The 18,689-nt window shown below is 38.7% G+C and carries 15 protein-coding genes; 13 read left to right on the forward strand and 2 right to left on the reverse strand.

Annotated features, from left to right (window positions below):
• Positions 1-202: 202 nt before the first annotated feature.
• Positions 203-1,732: a MocR-like pyridoxine biosynthesis transcription factor PdxR gene (gene pdxR, locus Aru01_RS04615; RefSeq protein WP_016657922.1), complete on the reverse strand. Its 1,530-nt coding sequence runs from the start codon at positions 1,730-1,732 to the stop codon at positions 203-205.
• Positions 1,733-1,874: 142 nt separating this feature from the next.
• Here pdxR and Aru01_RS04620 point away from each other — a divergent pair, with 142 nt between their 5' ends.
• The 9 genes from Aru01_RS04620 (at position 1,875) to wecC (ending at position 12,227) form a co-directional block, all read left to right on the forward strand.
• The gene (locus Aru01_RS04620) at positions 1,875-2,321 is read left to right on the forward strand and encodes a GNAT family N-acetyltransferase (RefSeq protein ID WP_016657921.1); all 447 of its coding nucleotides are present in this window, start codon (positions 1,875-1,877) and stop codon (positions 2,319-2,321) included.
• Between the two features lie 411 nt (positions 2,322-2,732).
• Positions 2,733-3,287, forward strand: a complete 555-nt coding sequence (locus tag Aru01_RS04625) for a fimbrial protein (RefSeq protein WP_016657920.1) — start codon at positions 2,733-2,735, stop codon at positions 3,285-3,287.
• 141 nt (positions 3,288-3,428) lie between these two features.
• Complete coding sequence (locus Aru01_RS04630) at positions 3,429-4,103, forward strand: fimbrial biogenesis chaperone (protein ID WP_016657919.1); 675 nt, start codon at positions 3,429-3,431, stop codon at positions 4,101-4,103.
• Between the two features lie 651 nt (positions 4,104-4,754).
• Entirely contained in the window at positions 4,755-5,513 is a 759-nt protein-coding gene (locus Aru01_RS04635; protein WP_016657918.1) for an ABC transporter permease, read from the forward strand.
• Positions 5,510-6,172 carry an ABC transporter ATP-binding protein gene (locus tag Aru01_RS04640; RefSeq protein WP_040331432.1) on the forward strand — a complete coding sequence of 221 codons (663 nt, stop codon included), beginning with the start codon at positions 5,510-5,512 and terminating at the stop codon, positions 6,170-6,172. Before Aru01_RS04635 ends, Aru01_RS04640 begins: the two co-directional genes overlap by 4 nt.
• Positions 6,162-7,259: a KpsE/RkpR family capsule polysaccharide export protein gene (locus Aru01_RS04645; protein WP_016657916.1), complete on the forward strand. Its 1,098-nt coding sequence runs from the start codon at positions 6,162-6,164 to the stop codon at positions 7,257-7,259. Before Aru01_RS04640 ends, Aru01_RS04645 begins: the two co-directional genes overlap by 11 nt.
• Before the next feature lie 3 nt (positions 7,260-7,262).
• On the forward strand, positions 7,263-8,960 hold the full coding sequence (locus Aru01_RS04650; protein WP_016657915.1) for a polysaccharide biosynthesis/export family protein: 1,698 nt from the start codon (positions 7,263-7,265) through the stop codon (positions 8,958-8,960).
• An 864-nt stretch (positions 8,961-9,824) separates the two neighbouring features.
• Positions 9,825-10,958, forward strand: coding sequence for a non-hydrolyzing UDP-N-acetylglucosamine 2-epimerase (gene wecB / locus Aru01_RS04655; protein ID WP_016657914.1), 1,134 nt, complete (start codon positions 9,825-9,827; stop codon positions 10,956-10,958).
• Between the two features lie 39 nt (positions 10,959-10,997).
• The gene (gene wecC / locus Aru01_RS04660) at positions 10,998-12,227 is read left to right on the forward strand and encodes a UDP-N-acetyl-D-mannosamine dehydrogenase (protein WP_016657913.1); all 1,230 of its coding nucleotides are present in this window, start codon (positions 10,998-11,000) and stop codon (positions 12,225-12,227) included.
• A 403-nt stretch (positions 12,228-12,630) separates the two neighbouring features.
• Here wecC and Aru01_RS04665 read toward each other — a convergent pair whose 3' ends face one another.
• Positions 12,631-13,512: a CgeB family protein gene (locus Aru01_RS04665; RefSeq protein WP_016657911.1), complete on the reverse strand. Its 882-nt coding sequence runs from the start codon at positions 13,510-13,512 to the stop codon at positions 12,631-12,633.
• A gap of 932 nt (positions 13,513-14,444) precedes the next feature.
• On the opposite strand from Aru01_RS04665, the gene Aru01_RS04670 reads away from it, so the two are divergent.
• The 4 genes from Aru01_RS04670 to Aru01_RS04685 are packed head-to-tail and all read left to right on the forward strand — an operon-like array spanning position 14,445 to position 18,635.
• Positions 14,445-15,203 carry an ABC transporter permease gene (locus Aru01_RS04670; RefSeq protein ID WP_016657909.1) on the forward strand — a complete coding sequence of 253 codons (759 nt, stop codon included), beginning with the start codon at positions 14,445-14,447 and terminating at the stop codon, positions 15,201-15,203.
• Complete coding sequence (locus Aru01_RS04675; RefSeq protein ID WP_016657908.1) at positions 15,200-15,862, forward strand: ABC transporter ATP-binding protein; 663 nt, start codon at positions 15,200-15,202, stop codon at positions 15,860-15,862. Before Aru01_RS04670 ends, Aru01_RS04675 begins: the two co-directional genes overlap by 4 nt.
• Positions 15,852-16,949, forward strand: a complete 1,098-nt coding sequence (locus Aru01_RS04680; RefSeq protein WP_016657907.1) for a KpsE/RkpR family capsule polysaccharide export protein — start codon at positions 15,852-15,854, stop codon at positions 16,947-16,949. Before Aru01_RS04675 ends, Aru01_RS04680 begins: the two co-directional genes overlap by 11 nt.
• Before the next feature lie 3 nt (positions 16,950-16,952).
• Positions 16,953-18,635, forward strand: coding sequence for a polysaccharide biosynthesis/export family protein (locus Aru01_RS04685; RefSeq protein WP_016657906.1), 1,683 nt, complete (start codon positions 16,953-16,955; stop codon positions 18,633-18,635).
• The last annotated feature ends 54 nt before the right edge of the window (positions 18,636-18,689 follow it).

Genomic DNA, 18,689 nt, shown 5'->3' on the forward strand with positions numbered 1-18,689 from the left:
TATCCAAGGTCAAACTGGTCAGGGGGAGCGAAGGATCTACATCGTCAAAGCGCTAATTAAGCAATATATATCTGTTGTTATGTATAGCAGTGGGCAGCCCATCAAAAATACTGAATTCACTCAGTTGCTTACAGAGTTGAATTCAATCTAGTCAATTTTCATCCCTAGATTGAGCATCACACTAGGCTTTTGTTTGAAGCGTTTATGAGTTTTTAATACGCTCAACCAGCTGCTTTAAACGTTTCACGCCATCAATTAACTGCTCTTCATTATGTGCTGCAAAGCCCAACAGTAATGCTTGGTCTGTACTTGGCTGTTGGCGATAACGTGATAATGACTGGAGTCCAAGGTTGTATTCTTGACAGCGTTCAATGATGTTTTGTTCAGTTAAGCCCTCAGGCAAATAGCAGATTAGATGAATTGCGGAGTCATCGACTTGTACTTTAAATTGAGGGAGATATTGCTTTAAAGCAGCAATCAAAGTCTGTTGACGCTGGTAACAGGCCTTACGGACACGACGTACATGACGTGCATAATGCCCCTCAGTGATAAATAGATGTAAAGTGGCTTGTTCCAAATACCCAGTCCGCGTATCGGCATAGTACTTAGCCAGTTTAAAGGCGTGAATAAGTTGAGGTGGAACGACTAAAAAGCCTAAACGAAATTCGGGATACATCATTTTAGAAAAAGTACCGGCATAGATTACACGCTGTTGCTGATCTAAACCTTGTAAGGCTTGGATCGGGCGGGCGTTGTAGCGAAATTCGCTATTATAGTCATCTTCAAATATCCACAGCTGTTTTTTAGCTGCCCAGTCCAGTAACAACAGGCGTCGTTGCAAGCTTAAAGTACCACCAAGTGGGTATTGATGTGAGGGTGCGGTAAAGAGCAATTTGGTGTTGGGATATTGCTGCATGGCAGATTCAATATGCATACCATGCTGATCTCCCATCACTGGATGAACCACAGCACCCGCAGACTGAAAAACACCTAAGGCTCCATCGTATCCAGGTTCATCTAAACAGACCTCATCACCCGCTTGAAGCAAAACTTTGGCCGCCAAATTCATCGCTTGTTGTGTTCCATTCACGATTAATATTTGTGAGGCATCACAGTTTAAGCCACGTGTCGTACTCACATATTGAGCAATACTTTGACGAAGTGGTTCGAAGCCAAAAGCATCTTGGGCGAGGTGTGACCAGTGGCGATAGTGACGCCAAGCACGGCCCAATAAACGACCCCAAAGTTGTTCGGGGAATAAATCATTACACCCGACACCGATACTAAAAACTTTATGGCTACTAGGTCGTGGTAATACTTTGTTCCATAAAGTATCGAGATGCTGCATTTGTGGGTTCAGCGGCAATGGATTATTCGCAATTGTTTGTGCGGATAACTCTTGAGTCTGTACGCTATCGATTAACTCATCAGGAATGTTCTGTGCAACATAGGTTCCAGATCCAGCACGACTGACCAAGTAGCCTTCATCAATCAAACGTTCAAAACCTGCCAAGACCGAATTGCGGGAGATTGACATCATTTCAGCAAGACTACGACTGGAGGGGAGTTTACTGCCTGGCCGTACATTTCCACTGAGAATCTGTTGTTTTAGTGCTTGATAAAACTGTTGATGAATTTTGCCGTGCTGCAATAACAGATGTGGAAACTCGACTAGGGTTTGATTTTTTTTGGCCTTAGTTTGCTTGTTTTTCACTGTGTTATTGTTCGACATGTTGCACTCTGCCCTATGTGATATATCTTGGAAAAATTAAAAGTGGTACTGATAAATATATAAAAAGTGTACCTTAAATAGAGCCAATATTGTGACTAAGCTATAACAAATTTAAATCGTTAAGCACACTGAGGAAGAGAACATGCAACAGCTCATTGTTAGTCCAGTCGTAGAACAAGATTTTGTACAATGGTTACCGTATTGGTTGAACTATCAACAATTTTATCAAGTGCAATTATCTGAGCAAGTTACTGCTACGACATGGGCCCGTTTTTTAGATGAAAATAGCCCTGTATACTGCGCTGTGGCACGTCAAGGTGACAAAATTTTAGGTTTTGTACACTATGTATTTCATGCTTCAACATGGGCAGAAGCTGATTATTGCTATCTTGAAGATTTATTTGTTTCTACTGATGCACGCGGAAAACTTGTAGGTAAACACTTAATTGAATATGTACAAGTTCAGGCAAAATCACGACAATGTGCACGGTTATATTGGCATACCCAAGAAAGCAATCATACTGCACAACGACTATATAATTGGGTTGCAGAAAAACCCGGGATTATTGAGTATCGAATGGCACTTTAACTGATGCTTCCTAATGGAGTGTTTTACCTCTCCATTAGGAATTTTTATGTGAAATAATTATCATTTAAAATGTTAAATTTATCTCATAAATCAATAGTATAGTGTTTTACTATACTATTTTTAGATTAAAAAGTAAGCTGAAAATTTCTGTAATGTAGATTTTCTGTAATTAATAAATAGAATCAAATTAAAAATCCGAGCAAAAAACTTTGTTATGATTAACTTAATGATTAATAAATAAAATATTGCTAATTTTAGCCCTTTCAATATTAGAAATAGATTTTTATCAATTTTTTTGAGATACAAAAACCACATACTTAGAAAAAATTATCTGGTTAAGATTGCCGCTCTTTTTCGTTGCTGTCTAAGTTTTAGACGTTTTTTTGTTTTTATATTTTTAGGTTATTCATTATGAAAAATAAATTTCTTTTTGGCTTATTGTTGCTGAGCAGCACAAGTACTTTTGCCATGATCGATCAAGAAGGTGTTATTCACTTAAGCGGTTATATTTATTCAGCGACTTGTGAACTAGATATCAACAATCAAGGTCCAAAAGATGTTGGTGTAAATATGGGTCGTTATCCAACAAGTTCATTCAGTAAAATCGGTGATGAAGTGGGCGGTGAAGGAGGCTTTGGTGATATCAAAGTCTCATTAAAAAACTGTCCTGCTACAGGTGATTTAGCGGTTAGCTTTAATGGTTCAACTGTTGCGGGAAATAACGAAATATTATCCTTAGATCAAGCGGCAACAGGTGATACTGCACAAGGTCTTGGTGTACATATTTATTCCGACAACGACCTAAGCAAGCCATTAAATTTAGATGGTTCACAAGCGATTAAAACCACGGTAACAAATAGTGCAGAGCATGAGGAAGGTTTTGTTGCGCGTTATGTCAGTACTGCAGAAACGGTTGAATCAGGTGAAGCGAATGCAACACTTAACTTTCGAGTAACCTATAAATAATTCGTGTCATTTGATGTGTAGCAGCAGAGTTACAGCTTTTACTGATCATTTTTATTAAATCGATCTGATCAATTATACAAGTGATGATATTCATCATTTGTTACGGTAGATATTCGCCAAATTTAGCATGAGGGTTACTGTATGTTCGTTAAAAATTTATGTTGTGTGATTGGTTTTTCGCTAACGATGCAGTCTCTTTATGCTGGAGTTGGTTTGGAGACTACTCGTGTCATTTTCAATGAAAGTGATAAAAATCAAGGGATCGTTGCTTTTAATACAGACAAAAAAGTGAGTTATCTAGCACAGTCATGGATTGAAAATCAGCAAGAAAAACAGTCATCTGACTTTGTTGTGATGACACCGTTGTTAAAGGTACGTCCTGATCAGAAAAATACCGTGCAGATCATGAAAAGTGCGGATTTAAATGCCAATCAGGAAAGTATGTATTGGTTAAATGTTAAGTTCATAGCACCAAACCAAAGAAATGCAGATAACACTTTGAAATACGCGATGACGCATCGGATAAAAGTAATTCATCGTCCGAACGCATTATCTAATGTTGTCATGGCTAAAGAAGTCGAAAAGCTGACTTGGAAAACACAAGAAGGTCAGTTTAGTCTTAAAAATCCAACACCTTATTTTATTCATTTAGCAGAGCTAAAAATTGCAGGGCAAGTTATTGAAACGCCGAATTATATTGAACCTTATGGAGAGTTTAGCCAAAAGTTAAAGCAACCTGCGCAGGCAACGACATTGCAGCTGAGCTATATTAATGATTATGGGAGAGCAATTGCTGTAGAGTTACCCGCAGCATAACTGTGGCTTTGAGTATAATAATAGAGCAAACATTGTTTAAAAATGAGCAGCCTGTGGATAAGTCTATCTTTATGCACAAGATTAATAAAAAAGCAGTGAAGCTTTTTTCTTTGTAGGTATCACTGAGCTAATCAGTACTTGTGCTGTGATATAGACACCAGACTGATCTTTTAATGACTAAAAAATAATGGGCGAGCAAGGCAAGTTGGGCTGTATGCTCTCCCATATGTAATAAAAGTTATTTTCAACTTAACACAAACCAACATCAATCCATTAGAAAATTAGATTTAACACAAAATTTTTATTTTGTTTTTATTTGGCCTTATTTTAATCCTTATTTTAGAATAAATTAGATAGATTATTTATAATGCCAATCCTCATTAGATATTTAAGTAAAATGTTTTTTAAAATACGGTATTTAAAAAATATGTGACATTGATTTGTGAATAAATTTATTTTTTATTGAATTAATAGTCACTTAACAATAAAACAATTAAATGACATATTTACGATATTTTTAAATCGATTATATTTCTTGTATTAAAAAGGCGACGATGATTATTTATATAAATGCCTATGAAAAAAATAGCAAATGGTTTCACAGGAACTCAAAAAATACCGAGGCTTAAGCCCAGAGGTGGCGCACATGTCATGGCTGTTGCGATACGTGCTTTATTTTTACGTGAGTTACAAACACGTTTTGGCCAATATCGATTGGGCTATTTATGGATCTTTATTGAACCTCTATTTTCAATTGGCATCATGTTGTTATTATTTGGTTCGATTATGCATCGTACTTTGTCTAATATTGATTTTGAAGTGTTTTTGCTTAATGGCATTGTTCCCTTTTTTATGTTTCGTTCAGGGATTATACAGGCGCTTGGTGCAGCGCAAGCCAATAAAGGCTTGTTTAGTTATCGGCCAGTAAAACCGATTGATGCACTGCTGGCGCGTAATTTACTTGAGTTGTTTCTTGGGTTGAGCACCTACATATTTTTCAGCTTAGTCTTATTTTGGTTTGAATATGAAATTAGTCTAGAGCATATACCCAGTTTATTATCTTATTGGTTAATATTATTTTTATTGATGCTCTCCTTGAGTGTTTTATTTATGGTGCTTGGTGATTTCTCTACCGAGATCAATAAGTTTGTTCAAATTTTATTTTTAGTTCTTTATTTTCTTTCAGGGATTTTATATCCAATACAAATTATTCCAACACAATATCGTGAATATCTACTCTATAACCCATTAATTCATATATTTGAATTGATGCGTCATGCTGTTGTGCCAAGTTATCCATTGGTCGAAGGCATTGATTTAACTTATGTGGTGATTTGGCTTGTCGTCTCATTATTCATCGGATTAATGCTATATCGTCGCTTTGAACGTAGGATGATTAAGTCAAAATGATTGAACTTAGAAATCTGAGCAAATCGTATATCACTCCCAAGGGGCGGCATGTGGTATTTAAAAATCTGAATGTCATTTTGCCAGAAAACAAAAGCGTAGCATTACTGGGTAAAAATGGTGCAGGTAAAAGCACTTTGTTACGCATCATCGGTGGGATTGATTTTGCTGATTCTGGACAGGTAATCACCAATAAATCTATTTCATGGCCAGTCGCATTGTCTGGTGGTTTCCAAGGCAGCTTAACTGCAAGACAAAATATCCGTTTTGTGGCGAGGTTGTATATGCAAAGTGAACAACAAGTTCAACAGATTGTAGATTTTGTTGAGGACTTTGCCGAAATTGGTCGTTACTTCGATATGCCTATAAAAAACTATTCTAGCGGTATGCGTAGTCGTATTGGTTTTGGACTCAGTATGGCCTTTAATTTTGATTATTATTTACTTGATGAGGCTGGAGCTGTGGGGGATGCATCATTTCGAAAAAAAAGTCAGGCTTTATTGGATGAATTAAAAGCCAGCTCAAATTTAATCATGGTTTCACATGATCTGAATGACCTAACACGCAATTGTGATGTGGCCTTTTTGGTTAGAGCCGGTCATGCAGAATATTTTGACAACATGCAAGATGCTGTAGAGGTTTATAAAGCACATGCGCAATAACGGAAAACAAAAAATACTGCTGAGTTATAGTGCTTTTGTCCTACTGCCTTTGTTATTGATCATGAGCTATTTAATGACTGCTGCACGTGATCGTTATCAATCAGTTTCAGTGCTATTGGTTAAAAAGGTTGCAGACACTGCAGTGACAGAAGCAAGTGGATTAAGTGCCTTGTTAGGTGTGGCTAATACCAGCAGTGAGGATAGTAATATTCTTAAAGAATACATTAGTTCTCGTGACATGGTCGAAAAACTCGATCAACAGTTAAACCTACGTGCAGCGTTTATTCAAAAAGATGATCCAATTTTTTCTCTAGCTAAAGATGCGACAGTTGAAGAGTTGGTTGAATATTATAATCAACGTGTCAAAGTTTATCTTGATGAAAAAACCATGATGCTCAATGTGTCTTCACAGGGTTTTAGTCCAGCATTTTCACTGAAGCTTAATCAAGCAATCTTGGCACAAAGCGATCGCTTTATTAACGGGATTTCAAATAGTATTGCGCTGGAACAGCAAAAATTTGCCCAACATCAGTTAACTGAAGCCACCGTTCAGTTGCATCAGGCACGTGATAATTTACTTAAATATCAAAATGAACATCGTACATTTGATCCTGAGACACAGGCGAAAGCTGTAGCCACTTTGGTGGCCGCCTTACAAAGCAATTTGGCACAGCTCACGACTGAAGAACGCACATTATTGGCTTATTTAAACCCACAATCTGCGCAGGTGATTGCGCTGCGTAGTCAAATTGAAGCTGTAAAAAAACAGATTAATGATGAGAATGCCAAATTAACTTCATCAAGTAATGCCAAGCTCAATAAAGAGGTTGCGGATTTTGAAGCCCTAAAAGCTCAAGTGAACTTCTCAACTGATTTATATAAGATTTCTTTGGCTTCCTTAGAGAAATCACGTTTAGAAGCCTCAAAAAAACTGAAAAAGTTAGTGGTCATTGCAACGCCGCGTTTGGCTGAAGATGCTTTATATCCTCGTCGGACATATATCAGTGTAACGGCCTTTATTTTATTAAATATTTTATTTGGTATTGGGCTGTTGATCCATTCGATTATCCGAGAACATCGAGAATAAACTATGAATAAAACAATGATATATTCAACATTTGCATTGTGTGCATATAATTCAACAACATTGTATGCCAATACCATGTTACCCAATATACAACAGCAACAAAATCAGCCTACATCCCATCGTGTCGACCCAAGACAACAGATCGTAGAGCAAGATCCCAGTATTTTACCCAGCCAAGCAATTGATCGAGCAATAAACCCTTCTGTCGAATATATTAAAAATAGCAAAATGTTCGGCTCGCAGTTATTTAAAGGTGCATTTTCTGGTACAGCCAGCAGTAATTTTAATGGCAGCTATAAATTGAATCCTGGTGATCAAGTCAATATCCGGATGTGGGGAGCTTATCAATATTCAGGAACACAATCTGTTGACCCCAAAGGTAATTTATTTTTACCCCATATCGGTCCGATTGCAGTACAAGGAGTGAGCAACAGTCAGTTACAGCCTTTGATAGAAAAACATGTACGAAAAGTTTATGTCTCTAATGTTGGCGTTTATGCATCATTGGTTGAAGCTCAGCCTGTACGCGTGATGGTTACTGGTGTAGTGAGTCAGCCGGGGAATTATGGTGGCTTAGCCAATGATAGTGTGGTGGCTTATTTAGATCGTGCCGGAGGAGTCGATCCTGAGCGCGGTAGTTATATTGATATTAAAATCATGCGAAGTGGTCAATTATTACAACAGATTGATCTATATGAATTTCTAATTTCTGGACAGCTTCAACCTTTTAGTTTTAGAGATGGAGATGTGGTTCTGGTTGGTCCTCGCACTTATACTTTTAATATTTCAGGTGAGGTTTTTAATGCTTATGACTTTGAGTTCAACCGATCATATTTAACTGTGGCTGAGGCGCTAGCCGTAGCTAAGCTGAAACCCGGCGCGACCAATGTGAGTATCATGCGGCGACAGGGCACTGAGTATCGCAGTGAATACTATGCATTAGATCAGGCACAAGATATTCAGGTTCAAGATGGTGACATTTTAACTGTGACTGCAGATCGTTATGCTGGGACGATTCAAGTACGTATAGAGGGGGCGCATAATGGGGAGCACGCCATAGTATTAGCTTATGGTGCCAAATTATCAGATGTACTCAGTCAAATTAAACCGAATGCTTTGGCCAATATAAAAGCTTTGCAACTGTTTAGACCTTCTGTGGCCAAAAGACAAAAAGAGATGCTCAATGTAGCTCTAGATAAACTTGAAGATGCCACATTTAATACTCGTTCAAGTACCCAAGAAGAGGCTAATTTACGTAGTAAAGATGCTGAATTAGTGAAACAGTTTGTTGTTAAAGCTCGTCAAGCTCAACCGCTGGGCCAAGTTATATTGCATGCCGAGAGTGCTCAAGATGTGATTTTGGAGCAAGGGGATATTTTAAAAATTCCGGAGATGACTTCTGTGGTCATGGTGCATGGAGAGGTGGCCTTTGCCAATGGTGTCGAGTATCAGCCAAACCGCAGTGCACTGAGCTATATTGAACAGGTTGGTGGCTTTAGCCAAAAATCAAATAAGTCCAAGGTGATTGTGATTCATCAAAATGGCGAGGCAGAATTAGTCAGTAAAAGTACTAAGATCTTGCAAGGTGATGAAATTATGGTCTTGCCAAAGGCCAATAGTAAATCCATCGAAATTGCGCGGGGGATCAGTTCGGTGCTGTATCAAATTGCAGTGATGACGAAGATTGCATTAGATTTATAAACGAACCCACCTCAGCATTCCATTTCCCGATTTTAGTCATAGCGATCGAAAAAAAAAACAATACTCAGAATATTTAACTTGGCTGATTTGACGAGCTCAAGTTAGATATTTTTCTTGAGTGTTGAAAATAATATTATTTTCTCAAATTAAAAATCTTGATCAGATCACATTACAGTTCAGTTAACTCAGTTTAGCCCTGTTATTTGATGCAGAATCACATGGTTTTACTCAATTAATATCCCACTTTTATTTTAATATTTCAGCTTTTTAGCACAATTTATTATAAAAGATTTTTCTGGTGTGTTTTTTAAAAATAATTATTTTTAAAACAATTAACTTCCCTTTTGTTTTATGGTCTTTTTCTATTAGTTATTCGATGGTTGTATAGTTTAACTGCAAAGGAATGTTAAATATGCAAGTCGGGATATTTTAAAATCAAATTGTTTGGTTATAATCGAATGATCCTTAATAATTAAGTTACATAAAAGGAGAGGAATCTATTTTATATTTTAGTTGAATTTTTTTGTATTTACAGCTTATGAATTAATTGGTTATGTTTTATCTATTGTAGTTAGTCTTGGCTTAACGTCTTTCAGTGCTATTTTAGATTATGTGATTTTTAACTGAGTATGGTAATGGTTTAGATAAATATATTATTTAACTTTGTTTTTATATTTTTGTGATGAATGAGTCAAATTTAATTCTTATAGTTTATTCATATTTAATATTCTTTGTAATATGTCATGTTGAATTTTGGGGTTGCTCTAAATTAAATAAGACCGAGGTTTTATATTTTAGGGTAGGTGGCGATATTATGGCTGAATAAGCCAGAGTACATCTTCAATAAACCTACAGGTATTCTGCATGCTAAAAATTTTATTGGTCTTTGGGACACGCCCAGAAGCAATTAAAATGGCGCCCTTGGTCCATGTATTACAACGACAAAACGAGGTTGAGGTTAAGGTCTGTGTGACCGCTCAACATCGTGAAATGTTAGATTCAGTTTTGAATCTATTTGATATCATTCCTGACTATGATCTGGATATTATGAAATCTGGGCAAAGTCTTACAGCACTGACTTCTCGAATGCTCACAGGTTTAGAAGGAGTCTTACAGCACTTTCACCCCGATGTTGTTTTGGTTCATGGTGATACCAGCACAACGTTGAGTGCTTCACTTTCTGCTTTTTATCAAAAAATTGATATCGGTCATATCGAGGCAGGACTTAGAACTTATAATCTGTATTCACCGTGGCCTGAAGAGTCAAATCGTCAGTTGACCAGTGTACTCAGCAAATGGCATTTTTCTCCCACATTGACAGCTGCAAGTTATTTAAAACAAGAATGTGTTCCTGAAAATACAATTTTTGTGACAGGAAATACTGTCATCGATGCGTTGTATTACATCAAAGATAAGATTGAGCATAGTCCCGAATTACAGAGTCAAATGAGCAAGCACTTTAGCATGCTTGATCTCAATAAAAGGCGTGTATTAATTACAGGGCATCGTCGTGAAAATTTTGGCCAAGGATTTGAAAATATTTGCCGTGCCTTACAGACCCTTGCAGAGCAATATGCAGATATTGAGTTTGTTTACCCAGTACATCTCAATCCAAATGTGCAACAGCCTGTATATCAATATTTAAATGGTTTAGACAATGTCAAATTAATTGAACCACAAGAGTATTTACCTTTTGTTTGGCTCATGCAGCAAAGCTATCTGATTTTAACCGACTCTGGTGGTATTCAAGAAGAAGCACCTTCGTTGGGGGTTCCGGTATTGGTTATGCGAGACACCACGGAACGTCCTGAAGCTGTCGAAGCAGGTACAGTACGTTTGGTTGGTGCGACGGAAAGCTCTATTGTACGTAACGTTTCTGAGTTACTCGATAATGATGTGCTACATGACAGAATGAGTCACGCACACAATCCTTATGGCGATGGCACAGCCTGTGAGCAAATTGCACGTGTGTTAAAGCAAGCATATTTACAGCATTAAATATTCGATCAGATCTGAGTAGTACAGGATTAAATAAAAATGACAATTAATACAGTTTCTGTCAGTGGTTTAGGTTATATCGGTTTACCTACAGCAACGATGTTTGCTCATGCAGGTGCACAGGTGATTGGTTTGGATGTCAATCAACAAGCGATTGATACGATTAATCAAGGTCGGATTCACATTGTTGAGCCAGGTTTAGCAGATATCGTCAAAGAGGTCGTTGCTTCAGGACATTTAAAAGCAGCTTCGATCGCAGCAAAAGCGGATGCATTTTTAATTGCAGTGCCCACCCCGTTCAAGGGCGAGGATTATACCCCTGATTTGTCTTATATTGAGGCTGCAGCAAAAACCATCGCACCGGTACTCGAAAAAGGCAATATCGTAATTTTAGAGTCAACTTCACCTGTGGGCGCAACCGAGCAAATGGTCGAGTGGTTAGCAGAAATACGTCCTGATTTGAAATTTCCAGCCCATGAACAAGACACAGAAAATGATGTGTTTGTCGCCTATTGTCCGGAACGTGTTTTACCTGGTCAGGTGATTCGTGAGCTGGTACAAAATGACCGCACAATTGGTGGATTAACAGCTCGTTGTGCAGAAAAAGCGGCAGAAGTTTATCGGATTTTTGTGCAAGGTCAGTTGGTGATCACTAATGCACGTACTGCCGAAATGACCAAGTTGACGGAAAATGCTTTTCGTGATGTCAATATCGCTTTTGCCAATGAGCTTTCTCTGATTTGTGATCAACTCAATATTAATGTGTGGGAATTAATTGCACTGGCCAACCGTCATCCCCGTGTAGATATTTTACGGCCAGGTGCAGGGGTGGGTGGGCACTGTATCGCTGTAGACCCTTGGTTTATCGTCAATAAAACCCCCGATATTGCGCATATCGTGCGTACTGCTCGCGAAGTAAACGATCACAAACCACGTTGGGTAATTAAAAAAATTGGGCAACGTGTAGCAGCACTGGGTCAATTGGGACGTAAGCCTAAAATTGCCCTACTCGGTTTAGCGTTTAAACCCAATATTGATGACTTACGTGAGAGCCCTGCTGTATTTATTGCAGAACAACTCATCGCAGATTCACGGTTTGAGGTGCTAGTGGTTGAACCCAATATTCATCAGCTACTAGCACAACTGAGCCAAGCGTCTTTAGTATCTTTACAAGAAGCCATCGCACAAGCGGATGTCATTGCTGAACTGGTTCAACATCAGGAGTTTGCCAATTTAGATGCCAATCAATTGAGTTTTGTGGGTGAATAATAAAATGAAAAAAAACATTTCAGTAAGACGTCAAAAACGGACCAGAGGATTCAGCATGTCCTTAAACCCGGCTACTGGAAATGAATTATCACAAGATAGGGCATCGCAGTCAGCATCAGACTTGGATCTTGCTACACAAGCGGTGCATGCTCATTTCAATCGCGACGTAACTTTTGAGTCGAAGCAGCATACTGTGCTATTGGAAAAAGTAAAGTTTTTGCAGCTAGAGCAGCAGTCAAGTCAAAGCATATTGGTGGCACTTGAAAAAAGACAGCTTACATTGCAGCAGCAACTCCTTACTTTGAACACTTCACTGAGTGCTTTACAGCAGAACCAGTCTGCGGTTTTAGCGCAAATACAAACACTGTCAAGTAAACTGAGTGCTTTGACCGTTCTACCTGAGTTATATAACGAAGTTAAGGCTCTGAAAAATAGCAGTCGAGATGACTACAGCACGCTTTTCAATATTATATCTAATCAAAAACAAGATCAGGATATTGAACGTACTTTGTCCTTTCAACTCGGTAAGGTTTTGATTTATGGCTAAGCTAGGATTACTCACCACGAGTCGATTACATGCCATAATCTCAATTAAACGCCGTGAAAACATGGTTGGTGAATTGGTAATCGTATTTACGTTGATGGATTGTTGAAACTGATGATTTAAGTGAGCCGTTTTGGTATAGGACACTGTCTCTCGATAGCGGACATGCTCAATATCGGGGAATTGATATTGACTATTTTTTTTTGCCAGTTTGGCATGACGATTGATCAGCGTGAGACCAAATGGTGCTGCGGCATGAAAACAAAGATCTTGCCATAGTCGCCTTTTTGAATGCATATGACGCATATAACTGCCAATAAATATACTGGATCGTGTTCTGATTTGGCTGAACGGCGATGGATAATGAATTTTGGGTTGAAATGGAAAGGGTAATGATGCAATTTTTGAGTCTGGGCATTGGACTTGATATTGCTGAATAAGATTAGCATCGGTGGTAAAGATAAAGTCAAAGAGTTTGGCTGTGGAAATAAACTGATCATAGTGAAAAGGATCTTCTTTATTCCAAAATATTGTGGGGATTTTTTGATTTTTTGCCCATTGTACTAAATATGCCAATTGTTGTTGATTACGCTCAGGATGATCAGGATAGCTAGCAACCTTATATTTCCATTGCGTTTGATTGCCCAGCCAAGTTGATTCAACCAGAAGAAAATCATATTTTTTAAACAAAAGTGGTAAGTGCTTAGGTGTGGCAAAGCTTAATTGTGTATTTGGCTCCAAAGCCAGACTCTTCCTTGTAAAGTCATCCAATATGCATAGAATATTGAGCATGCAAGTATTTCGTGATGGCCTAAACAAATACATGAGAGAGTTTTGATCCTATAACGATTCGGTTATCAATGCGGTGTAGACGAGTGAGCTTAAAAGTTGGCTTGCATCTGCTTTGTTCAGCAGCCCAGTCAGCAGGTATCACATAAATAACCTGTTTAATTCTGATCGAGTAGAGGATTTGAACGCATGATTTGTTTCTTAAAGTTAATATAAGATTTGAAGTGTTAAACTATTTTTTATGAGATGCTCTGAGCGACAAACTGTTCTTTAGTCGCTTAGTTTTGATATCGTATTTTTATCTGTCTTTAGCGCTTGTTTGTAAAGCAAAAAATGAACATTAATCTTGTGTTAATGCACACTACATGACCTGATTGGTGTGTTAGATCTACTCACCAACTAGTGACACATCCTATTTTTTGATGTTTTTATGTGTTTGGTATACTACGGCAACCTTTAATGGGGTCGTATTAAAGATAATATCTTAAAAATCAAATAAAAATGTGATTGAGAAGAACTAAAAATCACCGAGAAGTTTAGTAAAAATGTATGGCTTGAAAGTGGTTAGATCTCAAAATATTTAATCATTCATAACACTATATAAGTGTTTTAATTTAACCAAGAGATTAAATAATAAATATTTTTGAATGACTTATATGTGGCAGTCTCTGAGTATGCACTAAAAGTACATATCCTACATTGTTCAACAGCCTGTACTCACCCAATTGATACTTAAAAGACTTTATTATTGGTATATTCAACGCTATCATGTTTCACACTTTTTAATAGATAAAACACTTTAATAATTGCCAATGGAACAGTCATCAACGAACAGCGCCTTAAAAAAACTGCCTCGGTTAAAACCACGAGGTGGCGCACGGGTGATGCTGGTTGCTATCCGAGCGCTATTTTTACGTGAGTTACAAACGCGTTTTGGTGAATATCGTCTTGGTTATCTTTGGATTTTAATCGAGCCTTTATTCACTATTGGGATTTTAATGCTGCTGTTTGGGACAATTATGCAGCGTACCTTACCTAATATTTCCTTTGAGATATTCTTATTGAATGGAATTGTCCCATTTTTTATGTTTCGCTCAGGGATTGGTCAAGCATTAGGGGCAGCGCAAGCTAATAAGGGGTTGTTTAGCTATCGACCTGTTAAACCAGTTGATGCTTTGATTGCACGTAACCTACTTGAGTTATTTTTAGGCTTTAGTACTTATGTATTTTTTAGTGTAGTGTTACTTTGGCTTGGTTATACCATCAGTTTTGACCAGATCCCCACTTTAATGGCCTATTGGTTGCTTTTATTTATTTTGATGTTTTCAATAAGCTTAATTTTTATGGTACTCGGTGATTTCTCCAAAGAACTAAATAAATTTGTTAGTGTACTTTTCCTAATTTTGTATTTTATATCAGGTATCCTGTATCCAATTGGAATTATACCTGTGCAATACCGTGAATACTTACTTTATAATCCTTTGATCCACATTTTTGAACCCATGCGTCATGCAGTCGCACCTATGTATCCTCTAGTGGATGGCATTAGCTTAAATTATGTCCTGACGTGGATTTTGGTATCCATGTTTATTGGCCTACTGCTCTACAAACGTTTTGAACGACGGATGATCAAGTCTAAATGATTGAACTTCGAAATCTGAGTAAGTCCTATATTACCCCTAAGGGCCGCCATGTGGTCTTTAAGGACCTTAGTGTGATTTTGCCTGAAAATAAAAGTGTAGCCCTCTTGGGTAAAAATGGTGCAGGTAAAAGTACCTTACTTCGGATTATTGGCGGGATTGACTTTGCCGACTCAGGTGAAGTAATCACCAACAAGTCAATTTCTTGGCCAGTGGCTTTGGCTGGTGGCTTTCAAGGCAGTTTAACTGCTCGGCAAAACGTCCGTTTTGTGGCACGGCTTTATGTACAAAGTGAAGAAGAAGTTGAGTACGTGGTGCGCTTTGTTGAGGACTTTGCCGAGATTGGCAAATACTTTGATATGCCGATTAAAAGTTACTCCAGCGGTATGCGTAGTCGGATTGGTTTTGGATTAAGCATGGCCTTTAACTTTGACTATTACTTACTTGATGAAGCAGGGGCGGTGGGTGATGCTTCTTTCCGTAAAAAAAGTCAGGCTTTGTTGGATGAACTTAAAGCCAGTTCAAATTTGATCATGGTTTCACATGATCTGAATGATTTAACACGTAATTGTGATGTGGCTTTTTTGGTTAGAGATGGTCAGGCTGAATATTTTGACAATATGCAAGATGCAGTAGAGGTATATAAAGCGTATGCGCATTAAGAAAAAACAAAAGTTACTGCTGGCCTATACAGGGGCTGTACTTTTACCTTTGGCCGTGACAGTGACTTATTTAAATGCATTTGCACATGATCGATATCAGTCTGCATCTGTACTCTTGGTCAAGCAGGTAGGCGATACCGCAGTTTCAGAAACTGGGGGGTTAACTGCACTACTAGGGGTCGCCAATACCAGCGGTGAAGATACGAATATTTTAAAAGAGTATATTACCTCACGCGATATGGTGGAGAAACTAGATAAACAGTTAGATCTGCGTAAGGCCTTTCGACAAGATGGTGACCCAGTTTTTTCGTTAGCCAGTGATGCAACTATTGAGGATTTGGTTGAACATTTTAAAAAAGTGGTAAAAGTTAATCTCGATGAAAAAACCATGATGCTCAACGTTTCTTCACAAGGCTTTACTCCAGCATTTTCTTTAAAGCTTAATCAAGCGATCCTGCAGCAAAGCGAAGGTTTTATTAACGGGATCTCGAATAGCATCGCGTTGGAGCAGCAAAAGTACGCACAGCAACAGCTTGATGAAGCAACCGCTCAGCTCAATACTGCACGGCATAATCTACTGACCTATCAAAACGAAAATAGTACCTTTGATCCTCAGGCCCAAGCGCAGGCTGTAGGCACTTTAGTTGCAGGCTTACAGGCCAATTTGGCCCAGTTACATACCGAAGAACGCACCCTTTTGGCCTATCTTAACCCTGAGTCAGCTCAAGTCGTAGCGATTCGTAGCCAAATCGAATCAGTGAAAAAGCAAATCGACGATGAAAACGGCAAACTCACCTCACCAAGCAATGCTAAGCTTAATAAGGCGGTTGCAGACTTTGAAGAACTTAAGGCTCAAGTAACTTTTGCCACAGATCTTTATAAGATCTCATTGGCATCACTGGAAAAAGCCCGTTTAGAGGCATCAAAGAAACTTAAGAAATTGGTGATCATTGCTGAGCCGCGTTTGGCTGAAGACGCTTTGTATCCACGTCGTATTTATATAAGCGCAACCACTTTTATTATTTTAAATATTCTTTTCGGTATTGGACTGCTGATTAGTTCCATCATCCGTGAGCATCGGGAATAAGTGATGAATAAAAAATTATTATGTTCAGCGCTTGCGCTGTTGAGTTATAGCACGACATTGGTTTATGCCAACAGCATGATGCCAAATAATCCTCTTATTGCCGGTTTAGATACTAACCAGCAAGCGCGTGAGCAAGACCCTACGATTTTACCCAATCAATCGGTAGTTAACCTGACTCCAAGTAGTGCGCCTAAGTATCCGAACAATAGCAATGTATTTGGTTCGCAGTTATTTAAAGGTGCATTTTCAGGGACTGCGGGCAGTACCTTTAATAACAGTTATAAGCTCAATCCTGGTGATCAAGTCAATGTGCGGATGTGGGGAGCTTATCAGTATGCGGGTACGCAGACGGTAGACCCTAAAGGTAATCTATTTCTTCCAAACATTGGCCCGATCCAAGTACAGGGCGTGAGTAACGGACAGTTACAGTCTCTAGTTGAGTCACATGTGCGTAAAGTCTATGTGTCTAACGTTGGTGTTTATGCCTCACTGGTTGAGGCTCAACCTGTAAAAGTTTTAGTTACTGGGGTAGTCAACCAGCCGGGTAATTATGGCGGTTTGGCCAATGACAGCGTGGTGGCCTATTTAGACCGTGCCGGTGGTGTCGACCCTGAGCGTGGTAGTTATATCGACATTAAAATTATGCGCAGCGGTCAAGTACTACAACAAGTTGACCTTTATGACTTTTTGATTTCTGGTCGTTTACAGCCTTTTAGCTTTAGAGATGGGGACGTGGTTGTGGTTGGTCCGCGTACTCAGACTTTTAGTATTAGTGGTGAAGTCTTTAACGCTTACGACTTTGAGTTTAATGTGCCTTATCTGACCGTGGGGCAAGCCTTAGGTGTGGCCAAAGCCAAACCAGGGGCAACCAATGTCAGTATTATGCGTCGTCAGGGCAATGAATACCGCAGTGAATATTATCCAATAAGCCAAGCGCAAGATATTCAAGTGCAAAATGGCGATGTACTCAGTGTTACAGCAGATCGTTATGCCGGGACCATTCAGGTACGGGTCGAAGGTGCCAACAATGGCGAGCATGCCATCGTACTCCCTTATGGTGCAAAACTGTCTGAAGTATTGCCACGGATCAAGCCAAACGCTTTGGCCAATATGCAGGCTTTACAGCTGTTTAGACCTTCTGTTGCTAAGCGTCAAAAAGAGATGCTCAATATCGCTTTGGATAAACTCGAAGATGCAACTTTCAATGCGCGTTCGAGTACCCAAGAAGAGGCAAACTTACGCAGTAAAGATGCTGAACTAGTTAAGCAGTTCGTGACCAAAGCACGTCAAGCTCAACCGTTGGGTCAAGTGGTATTGGACCCAAGGACGTACCAAGACGTCATCTTAGAACAAGGTGATATTTTAAAAATCCCTGAAATGACTTCTGTGATCATGGTTCATGGTGAAGTCGCATTTGCCAATGGTGTAGAGTATCAACCGAACCGTAGTGCGCTGAGTTATATTGAACAAGTGGGTGGTTTTAGCCAAAAATCAAACAAGTCTAAAGTCATCGTGATTCACCAAAATGGTGAGGCTGAATTGGTTGCGAAGGGCAGCAAAATCCAAATGGGCGATGAAATTATGGTTTTGCCTAAAGCATCAAGTAAATCGATCGAAGTGGCTCGTGGTATTACCGCGATTCTGTATCAGATTGCAATTATGACTAAAGTGGCTTTAGATCTTTAATTGAGCAGTTTATAGTTTGATGTAGTTTAATACTGAGCATATACGAGGGTCGCA

This window comes from Acinetobacter rudis, from assembly GCF_000829675.1.
GTDB classification, from domain to species: domain Bacteria; phylum Pseudomonadota; class Gammaproteobacteria; order Pseudomonadales; family Moraxellaceae; genus Acinetobacter; species Acinetobacter rudis.

Coding starts and splice junctions, on each gene's coding strand:
- Aru01_RS04680 (WP_016657907.1), top strand. CDS start 15,852: ATGCGCATTAAGAAAAAACAAAAGTTACTGCTGGCCTATACAGGGGCT.
- Aru01_RS04620 (WP_016657921.1), top strand. CDS start 1,875: ATGCAACAGCTCATTGTTAGTCCAGTCGTAGAACAAGATTTTGTACAA.
- Aru01_RS04675 (WP_016657908.1), top strand. CDS start 15,200: ATGATTGAACTTCGAAATCTGAGTAAGTCCTATATTACCCCTAAGGGC.
- wecB (WP_016657914.1), top strand. CDS start 9,825: ATGCTAAAAATTTTATTGGTCTTTGGGACACGCCCAGAAGCAATTAAA.
- pdxR (WP_016657922.1), bottom strand. CDS start 1,732: ATGTCGAACAATAACACAGTGAAAAACAAGCAAACTAAGGCCAAAAAA.
- Aru01_RS04640 (WP_040331432.1), top strand. CDS start 5,510: ATGATTGAACTTAGAAATCTGAGCAAATCGTATATCACTCCCAAGGGG.
- Aru01_RS04670 (WP_016657909.1), top strand. CDS start 14,445: ATGCTGGTTGCTATCCGAGCGCTATTTTTACGTGAGTTACAAACGCGT.
- Aru01_RS04685 (WP_016657906.1), top strand. CDS start 16,953: ATGAATAAAAAATTATTATGTTCAGCGCTTGCGCTGTTGAGTTATAGC.
- Aru01_RS04625 (WP_016657920.1), top strand. CDS start 2,733: ATGAAAAATAAATTTCTTTTTGGCTTATTGTTGCTGAGCAGCACAAGT.
- Aru01_RS04650 (WP_016657915.1), top strand. CDS start 7,263: ATGAATAAAACAATGATATATTCAACATTTGCATTGTGTGCATATAAT.
- wecC (WP_016657913.1), top strand. CDS start 10,998: ATGACAATTAATACAGTTTCTGTCAGTGGTTTAGGTTATATCGGTTTA.
- Aru01_RS04635 (WP_016657918.1), top strand. CDS start 4,755: ATGGCTGTTGCGATACGTGCTTTATTTTTACGTGAGTTACAAACACGT.
- Aru01_RS04630 (WP_016657919.1), top strand. CDS start 3,429: ATGTTCGTTAAAAATTTATGTTGTGTGATTGGTTTTTCGCTAACGATG.
- Aru01_RS04645 (WP_016657916.1), top strand. CDS start 6,162: ATGCGCAATAACGGAAAACAAAAAATACTGCTGAGTTATAGTGCTTTT.